14 protein-coding genes are annotated in these 14,614 nt (G+C 37.6%); all 14 read right to left on the bottom strand.

The genetic code is table 11. The features are described 5' to 3' along the window. A partial coding sequence (locus SHEWPOL2_RS22240) for a hypothetical protein (protein ID WP_083848282.1) occupies positions 1 to 956 on the bottom strand: 956 nt, incomplete at its 3' end. Beyond that, positions 946 to 1,641 (bottom strand): hypothetical protein, encoded by a 696-nt coding sequence (locus SHEWPOL2_RS00010; RefSeq protein WP_157173859.1) that lies wholly within the window; start codon positions 1,639 to 1,641, stop codon positions 946 to 948. The genes SHEWPOL2_RS00010 and SHEWPOL2_RS22240, both read right to left, overlap by 11 nt. Continuing rightward, the gene (locus tag SHEWPOL2_RS22790) at positions 1,634 to 1,918 is read right to left on the bottom strand and encodes a hypothetical protein (RefSeq protein ID WP_157173860.1); all 285 of its coding nucleotides are present in this window, start codon (positions 1,916 to 1,918) and stop codon (positions 1,634 to 1,636) included. Before SHEWPOL2_RS22790 ends, SHEWPOL2_RS00010 begins: the two co-directional genes overlap by 8 nt. A gap of 695 nt (positions 1,919 to 2,613) precedes the next feature. Further along, positions 2,614 to 3,684: an EpsG family protein gene (locus SHEWPOL2_RS00015; RefSeq protein WP_037424696.1), complete on the bottom strand. Its 1,071-nt coding sequence runs from the start codon at positions 3,682 to 3,684 to the stop codon at positions 2,614 to 2,616. 64 nt (positions 3,685 to 3,748) lie between these two features. After that, a complete protein-coding gene (locus SHEWPOL2_RS00020) occupies positions 3,749 to 4,684 on the bottom strand; it encodes a hypothetical protein (protein WP_050991282.1) in 936 nt (311 codons plus the stop codon). Further along, positions 4,674 to 6,182: an oligosaccharide flippase family protein gene (locus SHEWPOL2_RS00025; protein WP_037424699.1), complete on the bottom strand. Its 1,509-nt coding sequence runs from the start codon at positions 6,180 to 6,182 to the stop codon at positions 4,674 to 4,676. Before SHEWPOL2_RS00025 ends, SHEWPOL2_RS00020 begins: the two co-directional genes overlap by 11 nt. Positions 6,183 to 6,187: 5 nt before the next feature. Continuing rightward, on the bottom strand, positions 6,188 to 7,324 hold the full coding sequence (gene rffA / locus SHEWPOL2_RS00030) for a dTDP-4-amino-4,6-dideoxygalactose transaminase (RefSeq protein WP_037424702.1): 1,137 nt from the start codon (positions 7,322 to 7,324) through the stop codon (positions 6,188 to 6,190). Continuing rightward, positions 7,321 to 7,881: an acyltransferase gene (locus SHEWPOL2_RS00035; protein ID WP_037424705.1), complete on the bottom strand. Its 561-nt coding sequence runs from the start codon at positions 7,879 to 7,881 to the stop codon at positions 7,321 to 7,323. The genes rffA and SHEWPOL2_RS00035 overlap by 4 nt, the downstream gene beginning before the upstream one ends. Before the next feature lie 19 nt (positions 7,882 to 7,900). Continuing rightward, a complete protein-coding gene (locus tag SHEWPOL2_RS00040) occupies positions 7,901 to 9,136 on the bottom strand; it encodes a nucleotide sugar dehydrogenase (RefSeq protein WP_037424708.1) in 1,236 nt (411 codons plus the stop codon). Positions 9,137 to 9,315: 179 nt separating this feature from the next. Then, on the bottom strand, positions 9,316 to 9,756 hold the full coding sequence (locus tag SHEWPOL2_RS00045; RefSeq protein ID WP_037424711.1) for a DUF86 domain-containing protein: 441 nt from the start codon (positions 9,754 to 9,756) through the stop codon (positions 9,316 to 9,318). Then, positions 9,753 to 10,142 (bottom strand): nucleotidyltransferase domain-containing protein, encoded by a 390-nt coding sequence (locus SHEWPOL2_RS00050; RefSeq protein WP_037424713.1) that lies wholly within the window; start codon positions 10,140 to 10,142, stop codon positions 9,753 to 9,755. Before SHEWPOL2_RS00050 ends, SHEWPOL2_RS00045 begins: the two co-directional genes overlap by 4 nt. Positions 10,143 to 10,270: 128 nt before the next feature. Then, positions 10,271 to 11,245, bottom strand: a complete 975-nt coding sequence (locus SHEWPOL2_RS00055; RefSeq protein ID WP_037424716.1) for a Wzz/FepE/Etk N-terminal domain-containing protein — start codon at positions 11,243 to 11,245, stop codon at positions 10,271 to 10,273. Between the two features lie 202 nt (positions 11,246 to 11,447). Continuing rightward, positions 11,448 to 11,801, bottom strand: coding sequence for a four helix bundle protein (locus SHEWPOL2_RS00060; protein WP_037424719.1), 354 nt, complete (start codon positions 11,799 to 11,801; stop codon positions 11,448 to 11,450). Between the two features lie 153 nt (positions 11,802 to 11,954). Further along, positions 11,955 to 14,441, bottom strand: coding sequence for an SLBB domain-containing protein (locus SHEWPOL2_RS00065; RefSeq protein WP_037424722.1), 2,487 nt, complete (start codon positions 14,439 to 14,441; stop codon positions 11,955 to 11,957). Positions 14,442 to 14,614: the final 173 nt, after the last annotated feature.

Genomic DNA, 14,614 nt, shown 5'->3' on the forward strand with positions numbered 1-14,614 from the left:
ACAGGCTTGAGATAGCGTATATATTCATAAAGCTTAAGAGGTGAACCATCATGAGATTTAGATACAACATAAGGTAAAAGACCAACTTTGAATGTATTCATTATGTATGGTATTTCAGTAAAACTAAACTCACCCATTAACCTTACATTTTCAAAACTACTGAGCCTCTTCGAAATAGCAGCATCTAGAACTGAACCATATAAAACAACAGAATATTCACTTGGCAGTTTTTCTATAAAACCAACATCAAACTTATCTGTTATGAAGCCAATAAAACCAAAATCATACTTTTGTTCTGAGTTTTTAACTAATCGATTCCCATTACTTATCGCACTATCAACCTTCCCTCTATAAGAGCCATCAAAATCAAATAATTTATTAGATACGACTTTATAAGAAAAAGGTAATTTTATATTTGAATATAAATTAGCTAAGCAATCATTGCTTACAGCAGTAACAAAATCAGCATTCTTTAAAACAAATTGATACTTGATATCAACTAAAAACTTTTGTTCGACTGTAAACCTATTGTGCTTCATAAAGTTATCAATAAAATCATACCAGTAGATCCAACCCTCTAAAGACTTTTTATCAGGGCTACCGATGGGTAGAAAATCTAAAAAAACATTACAACAGTCGTCTTTATGCAAACACTTTAATTGAAGCCCTAAGAAATCTGGGTAAACCTTATGAAACCAACCTCTTCTCTTTAGTGGACCAACTAAATCATAAGATGTGTAGTCTACCGTCTTAATGTTACCATAGTTGACTTCTTTTTTAGGAAACTTTTTTAATAAAAATCTTTCATAAATTGAAACAGGTTTGTTTAAAACTGTAATTTCAATATCTTTAATATTTGACAATTCAAATAAAAACTGCAAGTCCCTAACTGCGGCTCCATAAACGTCATAGAAATAACTATCTCGATAAAGGGCCACTACAAGATTAATTTTCAAAGTTATTCCTCTTTATTTTTTCACTTTTGAACATTTTAAACCCAGAATAAATAGCACTATTAAACCAAGATAATCTTTTAAAATCAAAATTGAAAATAAATTGTAAAAAAAATATAGGATAGAACAAAATCATATTAACAATAAAAAATGTTGTCGAATTGCCATTTTGCAAGGAGAAAAAAATTTGATTCCTAACCGAATGATATAATTGCAACTTATTAGCTTTTAAATATCGATTTTGAAAAAAAGAATATATTCTTGATCTCTTTCCAACCAAATGAAAACTTCGTTCTAAGTCATGAATCAAAGAAACTTCGGTATACAATATCTTAAACTTTTTTTGCATTACTAACCTAAAAGTATAATCATAATCATCGGCATACAAGTAAAAAGACTCGTTTGGAAATAGATTACATTCTAGAGATGAGCGAGATAATAAAAGCCCTCCATAGGGAGCAGCTAACAAATCACCATCATAAGATAAATCTTCATAGGTACCAAGAAAAACACTTCTACCTAAGAAATTATTAATAGGCCCTAGTAATAAGCTTGGTTTAGATTCATAGTATGACTTGTATGGTAAAACTCTGTCTGGTCGGTGAAAATAATATAATACATTATCTGAATACGTTAAGCCCCTAGCCTTGTCAACAAAATCTGGCTCCAGTGCATTATCATCATCCAAAAAGCAAAACAAAATCTGAAGAATCATTATCTGCAATATATTTGATAAGACGTTTATATCCACCAGCGGAACCGAGATTAGAATCACTCTCTAATATTATTACTCTTTTCCCTTCACACCATTTATACAAAGAACTTAATACTTCAGCATCTAACCCATTAGCAAATATATATATTTTTTCAAAATCTTGAACTAAAACCTTTTCTAAGGCAACTAACAAATAAGACAACCTATTGCCATACGTTAAAAATGAAACTGAAAATGTTTTTTCTTTCAAGATAACACCTTTGAGTTTGAGGCTGAAGACTAAAACACGCTAACTTAAATACTTAAACTTAAAATTGTATTAGTAGAATATTTTTAAAATACCAAGAAAATTAAACCAATTGACATAGTTTTATTAACTTAAAACTTTGAGTTTTTTAAGATGACATAACAGCGATATCAATAAAAATGGTTATACCAAAAACAAAAAAGATTTAATTTGGATTGTCCATCCAAAACTTAAATCCATAGCCTACAATAAAAAAGACCATAAGCGTTTCATCTGCATAAACAGAAAAACACTCATATGAAAATGCCCTTAATTCAATAAATTTCTATCAGTCCACAGTTAAACGCATCGAATAACCAACACCTTTACAAAAAATATTGGGTATCATTAAGGACTAAATTCATTGCCGGATAAAATGGATACCATGCTGACAAAAAGCATCATCCGCAAGAAAAATATTCAGCACCATAATTGTTATCGATATATTAGTACAACACGTAATGGTCAATGATAGGGTTAACGTTATTTTCACAAATTAAAAAATTTTTGCTTCACAATGCAACACCCCAATTTACATTTGTACTATATTGTAGGACACAAAATTTAGAGAATCTAAATTAACACTATCGAAAATAGCTATAGTATTTCCAATGTTTGAATAAGTAAGAATTGCAACATATATTTCAAAAAACACCAGACTAGAACACTTGAAAAAATTCAAATGAATTATATGTTCTCGTTGTGTATGTAATCATAGTCATGATCAACACCAAAACATATAGCAAGCACTGAGTTCTAACAGTACTTTTAGTTTTTTCAGATAAGTACACTATTAATAAAATTTGAAAAGGATAAGCTAAGAACATAAATCTGTAAGCATACTCGCTGAAAGATACTGCAGCGTATAGCAATGACAAAAGTGTACTTATATAAAATAATCTAATAAAAACATTATCATCTTCAATATTTTGAATCGTTCTAGATAGATATAAAATAATTAAACTCAGTAAGGTTGATACAGCCATAAAGTAGAGTTTCACACTTTCATCCATCAATTGTTTATCAATAACCATATATCTAACAAACTTACTAAATACTGAATACCCCTTTGTATAACTGTCTAAAATAGCCAAGAATTGACTGACATCCATAACTCGCCAAAACAAAAAAAACAAAAAAACTAATAAATTTAATTTTACCAATAATTTATATTTTATTTTAAAACACGATATAAACTGTACAAAAAGTACGATAAGAATTGAATAATGAATAGAACAGGCTACAATCGCACTAATTCGGTTTAATATATTAAAACGTAACGAAAAAACTATACAAAAACATGCTATAGATAATGCTAGGCCACCTCGGATTCCATTTGTCAACATATCTAACCCTGGCACAAACGCAACATACATCATCAAAGGTAATATTGAATTACGACAACCAAGTAGCTTTATAGAAGCATACATTAAAACCAGCTGAATAGCTGTTATGATAAATATATATGCTTCATAACTATTAAATACAGTTGTGACCAAAGAAAAATAATAAAAACCAAACTCGAATTGCTGAAAAAAATCACTGGGCCTAATGAGCAGATTTTTATAAAATTCAATATATCCGTGTGTATCTACACCTGAAAATTCTCCTCTTAGACCGAGAATTAAAGAAATTAAGTATACAAAAATTAAGGATGACGCCGTAATCACACTTTTATTTTTATAGAAATAAAGTGATAAAATACAAAATAATATAACTACAGCAATCAATGACTAATGTCCTATTAATAATATTTTTTGATTAAACATATCTTGAATGATAATAATTGAACAGTCACCCAAAGTACTGTTTTATCTCCACTAAGCATTGTTTAACAGCAATCATACTTTGTTCTGTATGCTTCAAAACTCTATCAAGAACTAAGTGTCTGGTTTCACTTGCTTTAGACAATTCACTCTGCCCTAAACCATATGCAATCCCATATCTATCTTCTACATTAGGATACCATTGCTCTTTCGTGACACCTTCATCGGGAATAACGACAGATTCACAGCCACACAAAACAGCAAAAATAGAGTATGCGGTTAATGTATCATAAGAAATAAAACGCTTGACTGACTTCAACACCTTTGCTGTGTCTGCATGTGACATACCATCAATTAAAATCGAATCTTGTAGATCATGGACTAAAGGTTTACCCCGTCCTTTACGAATACAATAAGCAGTACCGGATCTTTGCTGAGCTACTCCTATCTGATTATAATGCTCAAGGGGGTAATGAATAACCTTTAGCTCTGCAGATGAGGTTGTCGAACCCTGTAGGTGAAAATCATAAATTGCGGAGTTGAACTTAAAGTAAAGCTCGCCCTGTCCATATAGTACATTACCACTATGAAAGCCAGGTTGATGCAACAACCAACGCACAACATTTCTAGCCCCTAGAGGGTTACCTAATACTACTTCAGGATAAATCACGACCCAATTATTACTATCAATGTCTTCTGGGATAGCCTCAATTATAGGTGTATTCAAACTATCGTTTATTTTGAATCCATGAAGTAAAATCTTAAGATAACTTTTTGCTGCACGATAAAAGCTTGAATAAATTTCATTTGAATTTATTAAATAGTTATCTCGATAAGGAAAAAGATATGCTACTTCGCCAATCTCATTTAATATATGACAAAGTTTATGAAGAACAACAACCCCCCCATTAATTTCATTATAAGATGGAGTCATAATTATATATTTATATTTCTTAGCATTCATGGTTAAACTTATTAATTAACTTTTTAACAAACTTAAAATAAATCAGTATATTACCGACAAGCGAGAAGCCAATCATTAGAGCAAGCGCTAATGCGTTATCGAATCTGATATCTGATTTGTATAAATGAGTCGATGACACAAATTTAAATGATAGGTAATTAACCAGTAGAAGTGGTAATAATAAATATACAAAAAAATGTTTCACCTGATAAAGATATTTTTTTATCAACCGAATCGAATAAATGGTAAAAAATAATGCATTTTGAAACAACCAAAAAGTTGCAGCACCATCTTCATGGAAAAAATAAGCCATTCCAGAAGAACAAGGTATCGCAATCGCACCAAACAGTACATAGCGCTGACTATAAGATTTTAATGTATTCTTTGAGTAACTGATAAGGAATGCGAAATTTGTTAATCCAGCAAAAAAATTACCTGCAGCCAACAATGCCAAATACTGATAGGACGACGTTGATGCTGCCAACTCGCCTGTCCACACATACAATAACTGTTTGCCAGCCAAACCAAACAGCATTGTGATTGATAAAAATACAGTTACATAGGAGTAAAAGGCTAGAGTTAACAGGCGAGCAAAATCTGATTTTGCATTTTTTTGAGCTAATTTGGTCAGCCTTGGCATCAAAAGTTGATTAAGAGGCACTCCAAGTGTCAGCATCGCACCTGAGGCTGTGACCGCCAATGTATAAATACCGAAATTGGATAAACTAATTGTCGAAGATAATGTCAGTTTATCAATTTGACTCAGAAGAACCCAAGTCAGTGATAAAAGCCATAATACGCCTGAAAACCGAACCAACTCCCGAAGTGATAATTCAAAATTCACCTTTGAGTTTGTTTCTTCAGAATGCATACTGACTTTGTTCAAATATCTCATTGAACAACCAAACAACATGACTAGCTCGGCTATCATGACACCAAGTTGAAATTCAAAATACAGGCTAACATTGTTTTCAACATAACTTAATAACATGACAGCGCCGGGATATCGTAACGTCGCTATAAGCAGGTTGATTGCGCTGATCGCTTTATGCTTCTCGAAGCCAATGATGACACTTCGTGCCACTAATCCGACATATTTAACACAGATTATCGCTATCATAAGCAATACACAGTAGTTAACAGTTGTTGCGGCTAAGCTAGAATCGAACCACCCAGTAAACAGCGCATTACGATACATCAGTACAGCAATTGCGATAATCAAAAAGCATATACAGGTCAATATCAGTTGCAAGTGTTTAAGATTTCGTCTGAATTGACTAAAACAGCTTTGATTTTGTGAACTGATGGCAGCCTGCCGTGACAAGCTACCACTTATGCCACCGTCGAGTATTTGTAATACGGTTTGAATAACTAAAAAGAATCCAATTAGTCCAAAACCATCAGCTCCCACCAAAGTTAATAAAACAGGTGTAAATAGTATAGTGATGACAACTGAATAGATTTGAACACCGTAAACGGAGAGCAGATTTTTAATCATTATAACTATTTTGCATCAAAAAAATTGATAATACTTTTGATGATATAGTCAGCCTCATCACTGGATAACCCATAAAATAGTGGCAATCGCATCAGTCGCTCACTTTCTTTGGTAGTGTGTACTTCTTCACCAGAAAATTCACCGTAGTTTAGACCAGCAAAAGATGAATGCAGAGGAATATAATGGAATACAGCCATAATCTTGTGTTCAGCAAGATAAGAAATCAGCGCCTGCCTTTCTTCAAGATCTTTAACCTTGATGTAGTACATATGGCCGTTATGATGACACCCTACAGGAATCTGAGGTAGCTCGATCATTCCTTTGGATGCAAGATCAGCTAATCCTTGGTTATATCTCTCCCACGTTGCCAATCGATCAGCTAGGATATTGTCGGCAAATTCTAATTGCCCCCAGAGATAAGCAGCCTGGATGTCGCATGGTAAATAACTGCTACCAAGATCTACCCAAGAGTATTTGTCTACCGCACCACGGAAAAACTTACTTCTATTAGTACCTTTCTCACGAATAATTTCAGCACGCTCAAGAAAATTATCGTCATTAATAATCAGTAGACCACCTTCACCACCGCTAGTGTAATTCTTGGTTTCATGAAAACTAAATGCAGCAAGATGGCCAAAAGTTCCGAGAGATTTTCCGTTAAAGCTCGACATCATGGCTTGCGCGGCATCTTCAATCACAAACAAGTTATGTCTATTAGCGATAGACATAATCTTATGCATATCACAACACATTCCTGCATAGTGAACTGGTACGATTGCTTTGGTTTTTGAAGTGATAGCCTTCTCAACCAAGTATTCATCCATATTCATAGTACCGGGAATAATATCGACAAAGATGATTTTGGCTCCCCGAAGAACAAATGCGTTAGCTGTACTCACAAAGGTAAAAGATGGCATTATTATCTCATCACCTGGTTGTACATCTATTAAAATAGCTGCCATTTCCAATGCTTGAGTACAGTTTGGAGTGAGTAACACTTTGGCACAATTCAATTTTTCTTCAAACCAGGTGTGACATTTTTTTGAATACAATCCATCACCAGAAATCTTTTGGCTAGACATTGCGTCAAGCACGTACTTTTCTTCGTTCTTAGTGTAAGGAGGTTTATTAAATGGAATCATTTGGGAAGTCTCAAAAATTGTTGCTCGAGCTCTAATAAGTTTTTCTTACGCTCTTTAACTCTTCTGGCGGGCGTACCAAGATATATTCCCCAAGGAGCTGTACTCTTGTTTACCAAAGTCATAGCGCCTACAGAACATCCTTCAGCCAATTCAACACCAGGCATAATTACGCTATTAGTACCTACGATGCAGTGCCTATGAATTGTTACGTTTGCGAAGATTTCATTCTTAAATTGTTTGGGTACTAATGAATTGACCATAGTAGCCCCAGAATAGTCATCTGACTGTGAAAACACCTTAACACCATATGCAAGAGTTGCAAAATCATGCAATGTTACCCCGGGTTCACCGCCAGCAATTAGGCACATAGGGGTAATATGAACATGTTTACCAATAGTGACATTCCCAGAGACAATACAAAAATCATCAATTCTTGAATTATCATCAAGTGAAATTTTTTCCGGATTATAAATACTCGCCAATTTACTTATTTTGACGTTTTTTCCTATATATTTAAAACCCAGTTCTAACAGCTCTTCTTCAGAGTAATAAGCCATAAGGATTCCGTCATATTAACTATTTTACTATACCTTGAAAATCGTAAATATATTTATCTTTAAAACGCTCAAATTCTTTGAGAAACTCATCATGCCCTACGGCTAAAAATCCAACGTCAAAGTCATTATCAATATGCTGTTTAATATCGATTCCATACTCGACTTTAACTTCTTCAAGCGACGCCCAAGGGTCGTAGATAGTGACTTTAAACCCTGAATTAACTAAAGCATTATACAGATCAAAAACTTTAGTATTTCTAATATCTGGACAGTTTGCTTTAAAAGTAAAACCAAATAACCCAACGCGACATTCTAAAGGATTTATCTTGCGTTTAATGAGGCTCATTAAAAAATCTTTGGCCAGATAGTCACTCATGCTATCGTTAATCTCACGCGCATGACGGATTAAATCTGGAATGTAACCTACCGATTGTGATTTATGCAATAGATAATATGGATCAACACCAATACAATGCCCACCAACCAAACCTGGAGTTAATTTCATAAAGTTCCATTTTGTACTAGCTGCCTCAATAACTTCACGCGTATTAATATTTAAGCGATTAAAAACTTGATGCAACTCATTGATTAAAGCAATATTAACGTCGCGCTGAGTATTTTCGATTACCTTAGACGCTTCGGCTACTCTAATGGAAGAAGCTTTATGTGTTCCAGCAGTAATAATAGACTTATATAAAGCATCTACGAAATCAGCCACCTCAGGTGTTGAACCACTAGTTACTTTTAGAATATTAGTTACGCGATGAATTTTATCACCAGGGTTAATTCTTTCTGGTGAATAGCCAGCAAAAAAATCTTTATTAAACTTTAAACCAGATACTTTTTCGACTACGGGAATACAATCCTCCTCTGTTGCACCTGGATAAACAGTAGATTCATAGATTACAACATCCCCAGCAGAAACAACCTTCCCCAATGACTCAGATGCTTTAATCAAAGGTGTTAAATCAGGCTTTTTATGTTGGTCTACCGGTGTAGGTACTGTCACAATGAATACATTGCACTCTCGGAGTACATCAATTGACGATGTGTAAACTAAATGCTTCGCTTCTGTTAATTCACTCTCAGAACATTCCAGCGTATTATCGATTCCCTTGCACAACTCATCAATACGTTCTTGGTTAATATCGAAACCAATTGTTTTACGTTGCTTACCAAACTCTACTGCTAGTGGCAAACCAACATAACCTAAGCCAATAATGCCTACTTTGGCATTTGCTAGATCAAACATCATCAGGAACTTCCTTTTTAAAAATAGAAATTTTTCACATTTTTATCTCAGACTTCCAAACCAAGCTGAGACACTTTTCATCCATTTTGAGACAGCAGTATCTTTGCCATCCCACGTTAAGCCTAGGTTTTAGTGTTTTTCTAAAAACTGTCCCAATAGGCAACGAAAAGCAAATTTAAAACCTAACACCCTCGTAAAAAATCTGTTGCTTTATCGCAAAATCCGCTTAGGGTTTGATAGCGGCCTTGCGCCACTATTAAGCGGATGATATTCACATCGATGTTTAAATAATCGTGTACCAAGCCATTACGCATCCCGATGATCTGCCGCCATTGGGCTAATTCATCTGCAGTGATAAATCCATGCTGATGCAATTGACTAAACGTCTGGTAAGCATCAGCAGCGGCATTAAGTTGGTATTTCTTTAAACAATGCTTAGCTAAACCGATGCATAGCTCGGTTAAAACTTGCAATAAACGTTCAATCGCCAAATAATCACGTCGACGTAGTTCACCTTGTGATAAATCGTGACGTAATTCATCAAGCTGTTGGCAATAATCTTGTTTATGTTTGGTTGCTTCAGTTAAGTACAACTGCAACCCCGCAGCTTGCTCATTATTCATTCTTTTGCCTCACGCTGCTGGTATTCAAATAAGCTATTGATACGCGATATTTCTTGCCACGCTCTAGCGCTACCATCGCTATAAATTAGCTGTCCAGTGTCGATAATTTGATACGCCAAATAGATTGGGGCTTGGTTAATATCTACCAAAGAGACTTGCTGCTCCGGCAACTGTAATTTGCCAGCCCAATCGAGCGCCAAACTATGTGGGCGCACATAACGTGCTAAGGCATCGAGCGAAAAATCATTAAACGCAATAGCTAAGTCATAATCGCTATCTTGCCTAGCTCGCCCTTGCGCTCGTGAACCATACAACCAAACAGCAGAAATGTCAGAATTTTGCTCGGCGAGTTGTTTAATGTAAGGCAGTAAATCGTTCGAAGCCATTATGAATTTATCTTATTGTTGATAGGGCTTAGAGCATGCGGTTATAGATTCTAGGTCCTAGAGCGAGCTTGCGAGCGTCCTAGCAGCGCTTTTTGCTGCCTCCTAGAGGCCGAAGGCCGTTCTAGATTCTAGTTTTGCTCTTTTCTCATAAAATGCCTTACCAGCACTAACATCACCCCCAACATACCGCCGAGCATGGTGCCTAAAACGCAAATTAATGCACGTTTGGGTTTGGCCTTTTCTTCAGGCGCTAATGCGGGATCGATAGTTTTAAATACGTATTCATCGCGAACTTCGGCAAACATGATGGTTTTTGCCTGCTCTTCAATCAATTTGTAAAGTACGGTTTTAATATCGGCGACATTGGTTAAGGCTATTTGTTGATTTAAAAACTCAGTACTGCGGTGTGCTTCAGCGACATCGCGATCTTTCATCACTTTATTAATATCTTGGATTAACCAAGTAGCCCATTGCTGGGCAACGGTTGGCGATAAATGATCTACTGAAATGGTCACCATGCCAGATTCTTTATCTTTATTTGCTACAAAAATCTTACTGAATTCTTTATAGGCCTCTTGCATTGACGGTTCAGGCTTAAATGGAGGTTCGACATCGCGCACCCAAGTATTGGTTTGCTCGTTATATAGCTCAGAGTCATAAATAATTTTATCCGTATCCCTATCCCATTTTTTTGCGGCCATTAAATCAGCAAGTATGTTGTGCTTTTGAATAAACTCACTGGTAAATTGGCGGGATTTTAATACTTCGATCGCAAGCTGGGTTTTATCAGTACCGCCTTTACCGCCGAGGTTAACCCCAGCAAGGCTGGCTAAACCACCAAACTGCGATGCCAAGGCACTTAAGCCACCACCCTGCTCCTCTGATGCTGGCGCCAACAAAGCTTCGGATTTATAGATATTGGGTAAATAAAGTGCTAAGCCAACAGAGGCAATCGCAAAAACAGCGGTTATGGCAATAATGAGCCATTTGCCTTGCCAGATGACGGCAAAAAGCTCACGAAGATCGATTTCGTCGTCTTGCACTTGAGGAAACCTGGCGTCGGATTGGTATGTATTTGGATTTTGAGTAATTTGTGTATTCATTGGTTCTTCAGATTCTAGATTCTAGTACGCTGCGCGGCGAGAGCGCTGCGCTTCTATAAAGGAAAAAAGCTTAAAGCAGAGCGGGCTGCGCCCTTATAGGAAGAGCAGAGCGTCGCTTCGCTACTTCTAGATTCTAAAGCCACGTAGTGGCGTTCTAGAGGCCGAAGGCCATTCTAGAGCAGTGCTCTTTGCTGCGTTCTTCTTAGCTTTTACTCTTACTTTGCTTTTGTTTGATAATTGCACCTAAGATTTTGGCTAATTCTTTTGCTTCTTGAACCATAAGCAACGTGGGTTCCTTTGCCAAATATCCAACTTCAATACCTATATAAAGTTGGGTGACTAGCTCTCCTAAAGAGCCTTTGGCATAGTACAAAAAGCGAATTTGATCTTTTAGTGTTTCACGCTCTTCACCCTCAGCAATATTTGAAGGGACAGATAATCCTGAACGGGTTATTTGATCTTTAAAACCCCAATTACTTACTGATTCTGTCACTTGATATATTTGACAAGATAATCTCGAAGCTCGTTTCCAAACATCCAGTTGTTCGAATCGCATGAGAGCTCCTTTCAGTCGCGAGAATCGAGGAAAAGCAGAGGGTCGCTACGCGACTTCTAGATTCAAGAGCCACGCAGTGGCGTTCTAGAGCGAAGCGTCCTAGAGGCCAAAGGCCGTCCTAGATTCTAGGGCCTATGGCCTGCGTTCTATCTCTTAAATCCCCGATATTGCGGCTACAGCCACAGCGGTGTTGTAGATAATGCCAGTCACTTGCGTCCATAGCGTGAGGTTATCTTTGTATTCAGTATCTAATGGCACGACGATTGTGTCGCCTGGCTCCATTGAGCTGCCACCAGTAAACCACATTGAAGATTCTGGCACTTGTACTGAACCATCCGCTTTTAGTATGTAAGTACGTGATTCATCAGCACGTTTACGCGGGCCACCAGATAAGGCCAAATACTGCTCATAGGTTAAACCCGGTTTAAAGCGATGAGTACTTGGGTGTTGTACTTGGCCCATAACTGATACGGTTTGATTAGTTGCCGGAATATAAAGAGCATCGGCGTCTTCTAACATCAAATTGGCACTTTCGATGCCTAATTCAATAGCATTAATATCAACCACTAAGCGGCCAACAGTTTTCACATTTTCCAACTGATTTAACATCATTTGTGCATCGTTATACCCCACCGTTGGAGTATCTTTAGTCAAGGCTTTTGCGGCTATCTCACGGCGCAATTCGTCAGCAAGTTTTGAAAGCTCTTGCTGTTCTTTTTGTTGAATAGATTTACGTAAAAAGACTGCACTGCGAGGTGCAGCATCATGCGTCATGCCACCGGCACGAGCCAACACCTGTTTTAAGGTTTCGCCGCGCTGGATACTGTAAGTACCTGGGAATTTAACTTCTCCCTTGATAGTCACCCAGCGAGTTTCTTGCCAGTCAGGCAACGTACGTACCGTTAAGATGTCACGGCTTTGCAATTTGATATTGGCAGCAGGATCATTTTGCATCACGCGATCTAAGCTCAACTGCACATGCTCAACTTTAACCCCATTTTGCTCAGACACTTGTTGGCGAGTCAATTCCGCAGATAAGGTGTATGCGCCTTCTTCTAGTCCACCAGCTGCAATGAGTAATTCTTTAACATCGGCATTAACCGTTATTGGATACTGCCCAGGGAAACGAACATTACCATTGATATTGACCAGTTTGGCTGCATCACCAAAACGGCTTTGCTCTTTTAGCTTTTTAATAATGGGTTTAAGCAACTCTTCACGATCGGCATAGTCAAATACAATCACGGAATCACGAGGCTTTAGCTTAGGATTGTAATGTGATTTTGGCTCACCAATGGCTCGACCTAGATTAATGCGCTCGACTTCAATATCACCCCGTTGGTTGATTTCTCGAACGAGTAAGCTGTAATCCAAGTCGGCGGAGATGGTTAAATCCCCCCAAATTGAAGGCAATAAGTCGGCAACGGTTAAGCCGTTAGTCCATTGATATTTACCAGGGCGAATTACCGCACCAGCAAGGGTGATAGCATTATCAATACGGCTTGAGGCTGAGCGTACATTGAGTAGATCGCCATTTTTAGCCAGCGTGCTTAGGCCAGAGTTTTCAGTTAAATCAACGGTAACAACAGTTTTTACCGCGTCACGACTATAGCGCTCAATAGTACTGGCTTTAGGATAAGCACCAGGATTTAAGCCACTGGCCATGTTAATCACATCTGCCATGGTCTCGTTATTTTTAAGCTCGTAAATCGCAGGGCGACGCACTTCACCAATCACGCTAACGTTACCGCCCGCTGATGGAATAAAAACCACATCGCCAGATTGCAAGCGCATATCACCCGAAGCATCGCCGCGGAGCAATAAATCATACAAGTCTAAACGGCCAATAGTTTTACCGGAGCGCTTTAGTTGAATATCACGCAAACTACCGATTTGGTTTACACCGCCGGAGATAAACAAGGCTTGAGTAATCGTTGATAGACTCGATACGGTGTAAGAACCTGGTTTGTATGCGTCACCTGCCACAAAAATTCGGATTGAACGCAATTCACCCATAGTGATATTGGACTCAATACCTATCATGCTTTGGCTGATTTTTTGTTGTAATAACTCACGTGTTTCAGCAAAGGTTAACCCGACCAGTGAAATTGGGCCCAGATTCGGGAATTGCACTGCACCATCGCGGCCAACAGTTAATGTAAACTGATTGTTTTCTTTGCCAAAAAGTTGCACGTTTAAGGTATCACCAGGACCCATCATATATTCGGCAGGCACTGGCACATCTGAAACGGGGGCAAAGGTACTAGGTGAGCCCGCAAAAAGATCATACCCGAAACGCTTGAGTTGATTTTCTTTTTTATCTTCAATTGCTTCAACTTTCGCTTCAGTTTTAGTTGCCTGATTAAGCTTATCGTCTTCAGATTGATCAACCACATTATTTGTTGCTGCACGTGGGGTAACCACAACAGGGTTTTCAATAACCGTCGAGGTCGCCGAGGCTCCCGTGATCATTGACGGATCGATACCGTACTGGCGAGCTAAACGTTCTTGCTCTGACTTAGGTAATTGCTTGAATTGTTCAATCATCTGCGGAGAGGGCGTAACGGCTTGCGCCTGAGTGCCCATCAATATCGTGGCACTTAAACCCACTATGATGAATTTTTTGATTTGTTGTAACACCAGATATCTCCGATTGGGTTAAAGATGGAAAACAATGATACAGCAGAGCGTCGCTACGCTCCTTCTAGATTCTAGATTCTAGGGCCTAGGTCCTAGAGCAGCGCTCTTTGCTGCGTCCTATCAGTTGCGAAGCAACGTCCTTCTTTTCTTTCAGACACGCTACCGCCCATAGA

The organism is Shewanella sp. POL2, from assembly GCF_000282755.1.
GTDB classification, from domain to species: domain Bacteria; phylum Pseudomonadota; class Gammaproteobacteria; order Enterobacterales; family Shewanellaceae; genus Shewanella; species Shewanella xiamenensis.